This window comes from Oryzomonas rubra (genome assembly GCF_008369015.1).
Taxonomy (GTDB): domain Bacteria; phylum Desulfobacterota; class Desulfuromonadia; order Geobacterales; family Pseudopelobacteraceae; genus Oryzomonas; species Oryzomonas japonica.
This window is the reverse complement of the sequence record NZ_SRSD01000003.1, coordinates 171,854-183,786: the sequence shown is the minus strand read 5'-3', so window position 1 is coordinate 183,786 and position 11,933 is coordinate 171,854. Positions and strand designations below refer to the sequence as shown.

Sequence of the window (11,933 nt, the reverse complement as noted above, 5' to 3'; positions counted from 1 at the left end):
GGCGAGTCCCCGAATCCGTCCCTACGAACGGAAGACCAGGCGGTCCAGGCACCAGCGGCCCCCACCGGCGAGAACCAGATAGAGGGCCATGCCCAAAAGCGCGATATTGAATTCGATGCCATGGCCGTGGCCCGGTATGCAATAGGTGTTCAGGAAAAAACCGTTCACCCAACTCACCTTGTAGATGGCCACCAGCATGACCGCTGAAATGCCGGCCGCCGAAAGCCGGGTCAGGAATCCGGTCAACACGCCGAAGCCGCCGCCGAATTCGGCAATGATCGCCAGGAGGGCGAAGATCGGCGGGATACCCATTTTCAGTTCAAAGGTCTTGAAGGTGGCGGTCAAGCCCTGTCCGCCGAACAGACCCAGCAATTTCTGCGAGCCATGGGCCATGAAGATCAGCCCCAGCGGTATCCGCAACATGAGTGGAGCCAATAAGTCGGTTGCGTCAAAACTCCCTTTTGCCATGAGGTCCCTCCGTGATAGTCACAAAATGAAGATGATCAGACCACCACATGCGCTATGCCGTCCGTTTCGCGCCCCTTGGCGGTGCGTGCGAGTTCTTCGGCCCTGTGGACGAATTCGCCGATGGTGGGCAGATCGTGCAGGCTGGTGACGGCGCCGATGGTGAAACCGACCGGCCAATCCTTGTGTGCCATCGCCTGCTGCAATTGGTGGTGAAGTGTCTCGATAAGCGGTAGAGCCGTGGTACTATCGGTATCGGGCATCAGCACGACGAACTCGTCGCTGCCGAACCGGGCGTGGAGATCGCTGCCCCGGGTCGTTGCCCTGATGGTGCCGGCCACCTCCACGAGCAGGCCGTCCCCCGTTTTATGGCCGAACCGGTTGTTGATCTCCTTGAAATTGTTAAGATCGATGCAGGCGATGGAGACCGGCTGCCTGCTCTGGCGCGAACGATGCAACTCATGAGCGGCCGACTCGAAAAAGGCATGGCGATTGAGCAGGCCGGTCAGGGGGTCGCTGCTTGCCAGCGACCTTTCCGCGTGCAGGTGCCGTTTCAAGGCCGCGACCAGAAAACTCATGATCAGCAAGAAGACAAACTCGACAAAAACATTCCAGTAGTGGAGCGGCGAATAGGAAAAGGAAAAAGACGTGCCGGCTCCATCGGCGGTCAAGCGGGTGATGAACGCGAGAAGGCAAAAAAACGCGCCGCCCCCCCTGCTCACATGCCACGCAGCGAGCGATACCGGGATCAGGTAGAAGATGATCAGGGAATAATCGCCGGTTATGTAGTCCAGCCAGCCGAGAATGACCAGCAGCACGATGTTTACGATGGAGATGGTGATTGGAGACGGCTGGAGGAGGCTGGAGAAAATGGCTGATGTGCTGCGTGTTGGCATGGGACTGTTACCCGTGTGAGCCATAGCGAACAAAGAGAGGTAAAACATCATCCCGTGTTGCAGGATTGGCGGGCGGCATGGGATTCGAACCCACGACCCCAGGCTTCGGAGGCCTGTACTCTATCCAACTGAGCTAACCGCCCGCACCATTCCTGTCCAGCTTCGGACATTATCCAAACAAATTACACTAATCGAGCGGGCAACTCAAGCCAAAAATCTGTCTTTTTATCGGATGCTCTGTTAGAATGCGCTTTCAAGGGAGAACCATGAAACGCGTGTCCTTGGCCATAGTGCTCTTTGTTGCGCTTTTTTTGCCGATTGTGGCCGATGCGGCCAACTTCAGGTTTCAAAAGGTTGGGGGCGATGTTTATGCGGCCATTGCCGAGCCGGGGAGCCGGGCCGCCAGCAATTGCCTGATCGTTGTGGCCGACTATCAGGTCATCCTGGCCGGCGCCCATTTCACCAAGGCGACCACCCGGGAACTGCTCGAGTTTGTCGGGACCATAACGCCGCTCCAGGTGCGCTACGTCATCCTGACCCACCACCATAGCGGCTTCGACGCCCTGGATACGGATTTTCCCCGCAATGCCGACATCATCACCTCCCAACGTACCTGGCAACTCCTCAGGAAGGAACCGGGCCAGATCAAGAATCAGGTAATCTTCTTCGAACAGGGGCTTACCATCAAGCGCGGTTCCCGGGAGATCGTCATGACCGCCACCGAGCGCGGGCACAGCGAGGGGGACGTGTTCGTCTCCCTTCCCGAAGACGGGGTCCTGTTCACCTCAGACCTCCTGTTCAACGATGTGGGCGGTTACATGGGGGACGGCTACTTCCGCGATTGGCTCATGGACCTCGATACCCTGGACGAGGTCGGCGCGCGCACGGTTGTTCCGGGGCTGGGCGCGGTGACGAACAACGACGGCATCAAACGTTTCCGGGCCTTTTTTCGCGATTTTACCACCGAAATCCTGCGCCTTGCCGCGAAAGGGCTCGACGTGGACGCCGCCAAGCGGGAGTTCTCATTGCCGCAATACCAGGGCATGCCCGGATTCCGCACCTTTTTCGACGCCAATTTCCGGCGCGCCTACAACGAGTTGAAGGAGTTGAAATGAGGCCGTCCGGGATTCGCGTCATCGGTCTGACCGGCGGTGTCGCCACCGGCAAGAGCAGTGTGGCCCGCTTCTTCGCGGAACGGGGCGTGCCGGTCGTGGATGCCGATCAATTGGCCCGGGAGGCGGTCAAGCCGGGGAGCCCCTGTCTGGCCCGGCTTGCCGCGCTGCTCGGGGCCGGAGTGCTGCGCGGGGACGGCACCCTCGACCGCAAGCGCGTGGCAGGTATCGTTTTCGCCGACGCGGACAAGCGGCGGCAGCTTGAGGCGGTCCTGCACCCCGAGATTCGGCGTCTGGCGGAGGAACGCATTACCCGGGCCGCGGCTACCGGCCAGCGAATAGTGATATACATGGCGCCGCTCCTGATCGAGGCGGGCGTCACCGACCGTGTGGATGAGATCTGGGTGGTGACGGTGCGGCCGGAGGTTCAGCTGGAACGGCTCATGGCGCGGGACGGCATCGGCCGGGAAGAGGCCGAACGGATCATTGGCAGTCAGATGCCCCTGGCCGAGAAGGAACGCCACGGCAGGGTCGTGATCGACAACAGCGGGACCCTTGAGGAGACACGCCTTCTTTTGGCGGAAATTTGGGACAAGGAGATAGCGGTACACCATGAGTGAAAAGAATCACATTCTGCGGCCCGGCCCGCGGCAGGCCCAGCGGCCCGATCCGAAGATGACCTGCTTTGCCGCTGTCCCCCGCGGCGCCGAGGAGATTGCGGCCCACGAGCTCGAACAGTTGGGGGTTGGGGATGTGGCCGCCGGACGGGGCGGGGTTTCGTTTACCTGCAACCGCGAGGGGCTCTACCGGGCAAACCTCTGGCTGCGCACCGCAAGCCGCGTGCTGGTGCAGCTCGCCCTGTTCCCCTGCTTGTCCCCCGAGGAGTTGTATGCCGGGGTGTACGCCATCCCTTGGCAGGAACTGATTACCCCCGCCATGACCCTGGCGGTGGATTGCAGTCTGCGCGACTCGGCCCTGACCCACTCGGGTTTTGTGGCCCTCAAGACCAAGGACGCCGTGGTCGACCGGATTCGGGAGGCGTGTGGCAGCCGTCCCAGCGTGGATACCGCTGCGCCCGACGTGCGCATTAATGTCCACCTGTCCAAGAACGTCTGTACCGTCAGCCTGGACAGTTCGGGAGATGCCTTGGACCGTCGCGGCTACCGGCTGGAACGCAACGAGGCCCCCATGCGCGAGACCCTGGCCGCCGCCGTGGTCGCCCTGACCGGCTGGGACGGCTCAATCCCCCTGGCCGATCCCATGTGCGGCTCGGGGACGATCCCGGTGGAGGCGGCTCTGCTGGCGGCCCATGTGCCGCCGGGGCTGAAACGCTCCTTCGGGTTTGAACGCTGGCAGGATTTCGACGAAAGGGTGTGGAAACGCTTGCTCCGGGAGGCGGAGGGCGGCATGCAGCGGCTCCCTCTCGGCCTGATTACCGGCTATGACCGGGACAGCCGGGCGTTGGCCCTGGCGGCCCGCAACGCCGCCCTGGCCGGATTCGAGGGGCAGGTGCACTTCTTTCACGCTGCTCTGGAGGAGTTCCAGCCCGAGGGGGACAAGGGGGTCGTGATCATCAACCCCCCCTATGGCAAGCGTCTGGGGGATGAGGACGAACTGCGGGAGTTGTACTGCCAGATCGGCGATGTCCTGAAAAAACGCTGCCGGGGCTGGACCGGTTTCATCCTGACCGGCAACCTGGAACTGGCCAAATACATCGGCCTGAAGGCCTCGCGCCGGTATGTGCTCTTCAACGGGCCGATCGAATGCCGGCTGTTGAAGTACGAGATGTACTGATACCGGGAAAAGACCGTTTAGGTTTCGCGCGCCCCCTGAATGCGCCCATTATCCGTCCGGGGTGGTGCCCGTTGCCCGGGAACCGGTACTGAAAAGCGTTGAACCCCTCAGGGCGTCCTGGTGCAGATCCGCATCAGCAGGTCCCCCTCGAACAGCATCGGCTGGCGGCGGATGCCGGTGAGCAGGCCTGCTACCGGCGCGGTTACCCGGGTGCGGACGTTGCCGTTGAAGCTGTCGTAGATGTACCCCAACTCCTGCCCTTTACTCACCCATCCCCCCAGACTTTTGTCCGAGACGAACATGCCGGCCCGGTCGGCATAAATGCGGACGGAACACTCCCGGGTGAAGTAGAGGGCCTCCTGGTCCGCCTCGGCCACCTCCACCCCTTCCAGCACGCCGATCCTCCCCAAAAACGAAACCAGCCCCCGAAAGACCTGCTGACAGTGGGGCAGTTGTATGGAGCCCGCCTGTCCGATTTGGAGGAGGAAACTCTGACCGGGCCAGTATTTCCATGAGTACATCAGGGTGGTGGTGAATACCGGGCTCACCGAGCGCTCCATGATGGCGGAAAGCCCGAACAGATGCGCGGTCTCCCGCTCCTCCGGGGTCGGATCGTAGAGGCGCACCTGGGGCAGCTCCTCGAAGTACAGGTTGGAGCTGTGCAGGTCCACGCGGTAGGCGGACTTCTTGGTCGCCTCCAGCACGGTGTAGGCGATACGCTGGGTGGTTTCGCCCATCTGGTTGCCGGGGAACATGCGGTTCTGGTCGCTCTGGTCGAAGGGCCAGGCGCGGCGCAGGGTGTTGGTGCCCAGGACATTGACCGCCGGGATGATCAGGACCCGTTGCGCAAGGCGCAGTTTCGGATATCCACCCCCCTCCACGGCCGTGAGGAAATCGGCCAGGCGGGCCAGGATGTAGATACCGTTGATCTCGTCGCCGTGCAGGCCGGACACGAACGATACAGCCGGGTTCCCCGCAGCCGGGCCGAGCTCGTGGCAGGGGATGGTGAAGTCCTCCCGCAGCGGGGCGGTCATGAGTACCAGGTCGCGGCTGCTCATGCCAACCTCCCTTTTCTGGCCATGACCCGCGCCATGAGCGACCCCTCGTACACCAGCGGATATTCCCGCAGGGTGAAGAGGATGCCGTCCACCGGGGAGCGCACCTCGGCCAGGATGCCCCCCTGCAGGGGGGAAACGATGTTGCCCAGCAATTGTCCCTTGCGCACGTCGGTCCAGTGTTCGATGACCGGGACGAACAGCCCCGAGGTGGGGGCGTTCAGGTAGTGGACGTTGCTGTCGTCGGCGATCAGGGGGAGGTGGTTGAGGGGCGGCAGCTCCACGTCCGGGGCCAGCACGCCCAGGTCCTTCCAGAGGGTCAGGATGCCGGACATCACCTGGCGGCAGTAATCGGGGGTGATGCGCATGCCGACCCCCATCTCCACCACCAGGCAGGGGGTGCCGACGCTGTTGAGGCTGTGGGCGACGGTGGCCTCCAGCACGGTCATGGCGCCGTGCAGCCAGATCAGGTCCAGGTTCAGGCGCTGGGCCAGGGGGACGAGGCTGTCGGCGAAGTCGGTGTTGATCCGCACCTGGGGGATCTCCCGCAGGTAAATGTTGCTGGCGTGGATATCGACCACCAGCGCTGCGCCGGACAGGTTCTCGATGGCGGCGTGGGCGATCCGTTTCGGCAGGTCGCCGTTGGGTGAGCCGGGAAAATTGCGGTTCAGGTCGGTGTCGAAGACCGGGATGGCGCGGGTCAGGGTGTCCAGCCCCAGGGGGTTCATGGCCGGATAGAGTTCCACGGTCCCGGCCAGCCCGGCCGGGTTCTCCCGGGCCATTTGTTCCAGCCAGTCGGCGAGCAGGTGGCAGACGTAGAGCCCTTCCAGTTCGTCGCCGTGGATGCCGGCCACGATGGCGGCCCGGGGACCGTCGCCGCCGCGGTACACCGTGCGGCGGATGCAGAGTTGTTCGCTGTAGGGCATCTCCAGGGAGAGGATGCACGAGGTACTGATGGCTATGGTGGATTCGGGCATGGTGCGTCGTTGCTCCAGGGTTATTGTTGGGATATGGACAGCCGTATCACCGGGTTGTCGCCCGCCGCATCCCCCTTGAAACTGCCCCGCTGGGGGGCCGCGTCCAGGTAGTCGCGCCCCACGGCCACGGGGATGAACAGGTCGTTGGCGAGGATCTGCTGGGTGGCGTCGAAACCGGTCCAGCCACGGCCGGGGATGAACACCTCGGTCCAGGCATGGGTGGCGGGCGGAGACTCCTCCGCCTCCTCTTCCCGCGATGCCAGATATCCCATAACATATCGCGCGGGAATTTTCCACGATCTGACGATGGCGATCAAAAGGTGGGCGAAATCCTGGCAGACCCCGGCTCCGGCGGTGAGGGCCTGGGTCAGGGTGGAGTGGACAGTGGTCACGCCGGCTTTATAACGGAGCACCGTCGTGATCCACTCCATGGCCTGTTGCACCGATTCCAGGACCGGGCGGCCCGGCTCATGGCACGGGAAGGCGAACCCCTGGTCCAGCCGTCCCAGGTTCGGGGTGGCCGGGCTCCGGCTCAGGATGTAATCGTACAGTGACGGGGTCGTGCGCAGCGCTTCCCTGAGCCGCTCCTGTTCGTCGCCGGGGGACAGCGGCTGGAAGTCGAAGGGATTTGCCAGGGTGTTTTCCACCTCGGCCCGCATGCGGGTTACCAGGCGGCGGTGGGGCTGGATGATGTCGAAGCAGGTGACCTGGTTGCCGTAATAGTCCCGGTAGCCGCGCAGCCCGGCCGTCGGCTCGGTTTCCAGCGTGATGCCCAACAGCCGCTGGTACGAATCTTCACGGGGCGTGAGGCGCAGTTCGACGTGGTGCTCGCGCACCGCTTCCGGGTACTCCAGAACGGTTTCGTGCTCTATGAAATAACGCATATCACGGCTCTTCCATATGGGTATCGAGGAAATCGGCCTGGGCCGCCTGGTTAAGGGCGGCGATGGCGGCCAGAAACTCCTCCAGGAACTCATGCAGGCCGGTGGAAAAGATCTGCTCCGCCGAATTGCCGGCCAACATGCCTTCCAGCCGCTCCATGGCCGCCGGAGAGCGTTGCTGGCCGGTGATGCCGGTGTCGGCCAGGGCCCGGCGCATGCGTCTGACCGTATAGGCCAGGGAGCGGGGGAACTCCTGCTCGAAGATGGTGAACTCCACGACGTCCATGGGGCGGAACCCGGCGTGGTACTTGCGGCGGAACGCCTCATACCCGGAGAGGGACTTGAGCAGGGCCGCCCACTGATAGTAATCCAGGGCCGATCCGACCAGGCTCAGGTCCGGCAGGAGCAGGTGATACTTCACGTCCAGGATGCGGGCGGTCATGTCGGCCTGCTCCAGAAACGTGCCGAGGCGGTAGAAGCCGAAGGCCTCGCCCCGCATCATGGTGGTGCTGGTCAGGCCATGGAAACGGGCCACCTCGCTGCGCACAAAGGAGAAAAACTGGCTGGCCCGCAGGGGGGGCAGCGGCGTTTTCAACTGCTGGTCGACATTCAGCCAGAGCTCGTTGATGGCCTCCCACATCTCCCGCGAGATGCGGTCGCGGGCGATGCGCGCGTTCTCCCGGGCCAGGCGCAGGCAGGTACGGATCGAGTTGCCGTTGCTCTTTTCGGCGGTCATGAACTGCAGCACCCGCCCCTGGGTGAGGTGCCCCTCGCCGTACAGCCCGCTGAAGGCGGACTCCGCCGAGGTGATGCTGAGCAGCGGCCGCCACTTGTCCCCCTCGGACATGTCCTCCTCGGCCTCCAACAGGTAGAGCAGGTTGATCTCCATCAGGCGGGCGGTATCGCCGGCCCGCTCCAGATAGCGGGACATCCAGTAGATAGAATCGGCTATGCGGCTCAGCATGGTGTGTCCTTTGTGAATACTGGGTGGTTGTTGAAAAACAGCCATCAGGCCTTCGTCCTCGAAAGCCCTTTCGTGCGGCGTAGCGCTGCTACGCCTCCTGCGGGTGCGACGATCTGACTATTTTTGAACAACCTTGATTTTTCAACAGCCTTTCAGTGTGCGGCGCGCTTCCTCACTCGGCCAGGACCCAGGTGTCCTTGCTGCCGCCCCCCTGGGACGAATTGACCACCAGCGATCCCTTGGTCAGGGCGACGCGCGTCAAGCCGCCCGGCACCACATTGATATCGTCGCCGTAAATGATGTAGGGACGCAGATCCAGGTGGCGCGCCTCCAGTTCGCCGTCCATGTAGCAGATGTGGCGCGAGAGCTGGATCACCGGTTGGGCGATGTAGTTCCGGGGATCTTCCTGCACCTTGGCGGCAAACTCCTTGCGCAGGGCCGGGGTCGAGGCCGGGCCCATCAGCATGCCGTAGCCGCCCGATTCGCTGACCGCCTTGACCACCATGCGTTCCAGATTGTCCAGGACATAGGCCCGTTCCTCGGGGTTGGTCATCTGGTACGTGGGGACGTTGTGCAGGATGGGGGCCTCGGCCAGGTAGTAGCGGATGATGTCGGGGACATAGGGATAGACCGCCTTGTCGTCGGCGATGCCGTTGCCGGGGGCGTTGACGATGGCGATGTTGCCTGCCCGCCAGGCATTGATGATCCCGGCCACTCCCAGTGTGGAATCGGACCTGAACACGAGCGGGTCGAGGAAGTCGTCGTCCACCCGGCGGTAGATGACATCGATCCGTTGCAGGCCGGTGGTGGTTTTCAGGTAGACCACGTCGTCCTTGGCCACCAGGTCGCGCCCCTCGGCCAACTCCACCCCCATCTCCTTGGCCAGGAAGGTGTGCTCGAAATAAGCCGAGTTGTAGATGCCCGGCGTCAGCACGACGATCTCGGCCTGGCCCGTGCCGCGGGGGGATACGGCCCGCAGCGCCTCGAGCAGCAGGGCCGGGTAATGCTCGACCCGGCGCACGCGGTATTTGGCGAAAAATTCCGGCAGGATGCGCCGCTCGATGACCCGGTTCTCGATCATGTAGGATACGCCGGAGGGGGTGCGCAGGTTGTCCTCCAGCACCAGGTACTTGCCGTCCTCGTCCCGGATGATATCGATGCCGCTGATGTGCGTGTAGATATCGTGGGGCGGGTCGATGCCCATGATCTCCCGGCGGAAATCCTTGCCCTGGTAGATCAGTTCGGCCGGCACGACGCCGTCCTTGAGGATGCGCTGGTCGTGGTAGATATCCTTGAGGAACAGGTTCAGGGCGCGGACCCGCTGCTTGAGGCCCGACTCGATGATGCTCCACTCGCTGGCCGGGATGATGCGCGGGATCAGGTCGAAGGGCCAGATGCGTTCGATCCCCTCGTCCGAGTCCCCGTAGACCGTAAAGGTTACCCCCTCCGCGTGCAGGGCCAGTTGCGATTCATGCACCTTGGCCTCGAAGGCGTTCTGGCCGACCGACTGGATGTGCTCCCAGAGCGGCCGGTAGTGCTCACGGGGGGTGAAGCCATCGGTATAGAATTCGTGGTAGGAGATGCGGGGTTTCTGGGATGTGTCGGAAGGGATGGCTGCCATAGCGCGCTCGTCTTTTGCGTGAGGTGTGTGCGGCTCGGTGAAAATCGAAGCAAAATTAGGGCCAAAACAAGATACCGTTCAAAATGCAATGGTTACGGAACGCTCTGGCGCGGCGTCGGTCCGATGTCGCTCCGTGGTGAGGGGAAAAGAGTCTGGATAAGGTTAAAAAATAGGCAGCCCCCTTGACGTGGGGGCTGCCTGAAAGGTTTGCTAGCGTTTCAGTTTGTGACAGAGCAGGCAACGGTTCTTGGGGGGGTGGTTGGGGGGGAAGGGGACCCCTTTTTCGTTGTGGCAGGTTTCGCACCCCTTTTCCGCTTCCTTTTTACTGCCGGTTTGGGCGAAGGTATCGTAAAACGGTTTATGCTTGTCGTCCAGAGGAACGAACTTGGTCTTCTCTTTGCCGGAGATGGCAAAGAATATGCCCAGTACCACAACGATGAGCCCGATGAACAGCCAGTCGCGTTTGTCGATTTTCATGAAATAACGTCCCTTCTCCTGGATTCAGTCTGATTTGATGAGTGAGAAGTAGATGATCACACCACCGATAACCAAGCCGCCGCTTATGAACGGCAACAAGGATTTCAGGGACAGTTCCTCGCCGGGTGCCGGTATGGCGAAGCGCACGATGACGATGAAAGCGATCAGGGTGAACAGCGTCAGCAGGACGGTTTTTGACCGTTTGACGACGCCGAAGAAAAAGATCGCCGTGACGACGACCAAGAATACCGGGTGGGTGAATATCTGCTTCAGGGTGAGATGCTGAATCGTATTCATCAGGTTGGCGGTTTCGAAGGGGCGCAGCGCCTCGGTCGCCTTTTCCGTCAGTTGCTGGTTATCCATGCAAGCGCTCCGTTTCTGACAGGTTTGGACTCGATTCCCTGGAATAGTAATGCAAAACGGGATGCCCGGCAAGCCAATTTGACGCGGGCATCCCGTATTCTTCCCCGGGCGGCGAAGCGAATCGTCAGCTCAGGATATCCATGACCTTGTCCAGAAACCCCTTTTTCAAGGGATGGACATCCTCGCCGCTGATCTTGGCGAACTCCTCCAACAGGTCCTTTTGCTTTTTGTTGAGGTTGGTGGGGGTCTCCACCCTGATGATCACCAACTGGTCGCCCCGGCCGTAGCCCTGAAGCGAGGGGATGCCCTTGCCCCGCAGGCGATAGACCTTGCCGGATTGGGTGCCGTCCGGGATCTTCATGGCTACCTTGCCGTCCAGGGTCGGCACATCCAGTTCGCATCCCAGGGACGCCTGGATAAAGCTGATCGGGATCTCGCAGATGACATTGTTGTCTTCACGCTGAAAGATGGGGTGTTCCCTGACGCTGATGGCCACATAGAGGTCGCCGTTGGGGCCGCCTTTGCCCTGGCCCCCCTCGCCGGTCAGCTTGAGGCGCGACCCGGTTTCCACGCCGCCCGGCACCTTGACCGAGAGGGTCTTGGTGTCCTTGACGCTGCCCTTGCCGCGGCAGTCCGGGCAGGGGTTGTCCACCACCTTGCCCTCGCCGTTGCACTGGCTGCAGGTCTTGCTGACGCTGAAAAATCCCTGCTGATAGCGGACTTGGCCCGCTCCGCGGCAGGAAGGGCAAACCTTTGGCTCGGTGCCCGGTTTCGAGCCGGAGCCGTTGCAGGTCCCGCACCGTTTGGCAAAGGGAACCTCGATTTTCTGCTCGGTGCCGAAGGCGGCTTCTTCGAAACCGATCTCCATGTTGTAGAGCAGGTCGTCGCCGCGCCGCCCCTGGGCGCGTCCGCGTCCGGTCCCGCCTCCGCCGAAGATATCGCCGAAGATATCGCTGAAGATGTCGCCGAAGGGGGTGCCGGCCCCGAATCCGCCGCCGAACCCGCCAGCGCCGAAGCCCGCACCGGAGACGCCGGCATGGCCGAACTGGTCGTACTGGGCGCGTTTCTGGGCGTCGGAAAGCACTTCGTAGGCCTCGGTCACCTCTTTGAACTTTTCTTCAGAGGCCTTGTCATCCGGGTTCTTATCGGGATGATACTGGATGGCCATCTTGCGGAAGGCCTTCTTGATCTCGGCCTCGGAGGCGTTGCGGTGGACCTCCAATACCTCGTAGTAATCGCGTTTTTCGCCGTTTGCCAAAATAGTGTCCTTGATAATGCAACGAGCAGCGCCCCTTGGGAGAGGCACTGCCCGTGCTTGGTGAATTATG

13 protein-coding genes and 1 tRNA gene are annotated in these 11,933 nt (G+C 62.2%); 3 read left to right on the top strand and 11 right to left on the bottom strand.

Annotation, left to right across the window (positions count from 1 at the left end; all coding sequences use genetic code 11):
• Positions 1-21: 21 nt before the first annotated feature.
• The 3 genes from ET418_RS05920 to ET418_RS05910 form a co-directional block, all read right to left on the bottom strand.
• Entirely contained in the window at positions 22-468 is a 447-nt protein-coding gene (locus ET418_RS05920) for a DoxX family protein (protein ID WP_149306666.1), read from the bottom strand.
• A gap of 35 nt (positions 469-503) precedes the next feature.
• Positions 504-1,361 (bottom strand): GGDEF domain-containing protein, encoded by an 858-nt coding sequence (locus ET418_RS05915; protein WP_188055345.1) that lies wholly within the window; start codon positions 1,359-1,361, stop codon positions 504-506.
• A gap of 66 nt (positions 1,362-1,427) precedes the next feature.
• Positions 1,428-1,504 (bottom strand) — tRNA-Arg (locus ET418_RS05910).
• Positions 1,505-1,627: 123 nt separating this feature from the next.
• Here ET418_RS05910 and ET418_RS05905 point away from each other — a divergent pair.
• From ET418_RS05905 to ET418_RS05895, 3 genes are read left to right on the top strand one after another with little or no spacing between them, the layout of a single operon-like run.
• A complete protein-coding gene (locus ET418_RS05905; RefSeq protein WP_149306664.1) occupies positions 1,628-2,476 on the top strand; it encodes an MBL fold metallo-hydrolase in 849 nt (282 codons plus the stop codon).
• A gap of 11 nt (positions 2,477-2,487) precedes the next feature.
• Positions 2,488-3,093, top strand: a complete 606-nt coding sequence (gene coaE / locus ET418_RS05900) for a dephospho-CoA kinase (protein WP_188055379.1) — start codon at positions 2,488-2,490, stop codon at positions 3,091-3,093.
• Complete coding sequence (locus ET418_RS05895; RefSeq protein WP_149306662.1) at positions 3,086-4,267, top strand: THUMP domain-containing class I SAM-dependent RNA methyltransferase; 1,182 nt, start codon at positions 3,086-3,088, stop codon at positions 4,265-4,267. The genes coaE and ET418_RS05895 overlap by 8 nt, the downstream gene beginning before the upstream one ends.
• Before the next feature lie 107 nt (positions 4,268-4,374).
• Here ET418_RS05895 and ET418_RS05890 read toward each other — a convergent pair whose 3' ends face one another.
• The 8 genes from ET418_RS05890 to dnaJ all read right to left on the bottom strand — a co-directional run bounded on the left by ET418_RS05890 (position 4,375) and on the right by dnaJ (position 11,863).
• Positions 4,375-5,325, bottom strand: a complete 951-nt coding sequence (locus ET418_RS05890; protein WP_149306661.1) for a M14 family metallopeptidase — start codon at positions 5,323-5,325, stop codon at positions 4,375-4,377.
• Complete coding sequence (locus ET418_RS05885; protein ID WP_149306660.1) at positions 5,322-6,299, bottom strand: M14 family metallopeptidase; 978 nt, start codon at positions 6,297-6,299, stop codon at positions 5,322-5,324. Before ET418_RS05885 ends, ET418_RS05890 begins: the two co-directional genes overlap by 4 nt.
• A gap of 20 nt (positions 6,300-6,319) precedes the next feature.
• A complete protein-coding gene (locus ET418_RS05880) occupies positions 6,320-7,183 on the bottom strand; it encodes a transglutaminase family protein (protein WP_188055342.1) in 864 nt (287 codons plus the stop codon).
• A 1-nt stretch (position 7,184) separates the two neighbouring features.
• Entirely contained in the window at positions 7,185-8,144 is a 960-nt protein-coding gene (locus tag ET418_RS05875) for an alpha-E domain-containing protein (RefSeq protein WP_149306658.1), read from the bottom strand.
• Positions 8,145-8,316: 172 nt separating this feature from the next.
• The gene (locus ET418_RS05870; protein ID WP_149306657.1) at positions 8,317-9,765 is read right to left on the bottom strand and encodes a circularly permuted type 2 ATP-grasp protein; all 1,449 of its coding nucleotides are present in this window, start codon (positions 9,763-9,765) and stop codon (positions 8,317-8,319) included.
• Between the two features lie 210 nt (positions 9,766-9,975).
• Positions 9,976-10,242, bottom strand: coding sequence for a cytochrome C (locus ET418_RS05865; RefSeq protein ID WP_149306656.1), 267 nt, complete (start codon positions 10,240-10,242; stop codon positions 9,976-9,978).
• 24 nt (positions 10,243-10,266) lie between these two features.
• Positions 10,267-10,605, bottom strand: coding sequence for a hypothetical protein (locus tag ET418_RS05860; RefSeq protein WP_149306655.1), 339 nt, complete (start codon positions 10,603-10,605; stop codon positions 10,267-10,269).
• Positions 10,606-10,729: 124 nt separating this feature from the next.
• Positions 10,730-11,863 (bottom strand): molecular chaperone DnaJ, encoded by a 1,134-nt coding sequence (gene dnaJ / locus ET418_RS05855; protein ID WP_149306654.1) that lies wholly within the window; start codon positions 11,861-11,863, stop codon positions 10,730-10,732.
• Between the last annotated feature and the right edge of the window lie 70 nt (positions 11,864-11,933).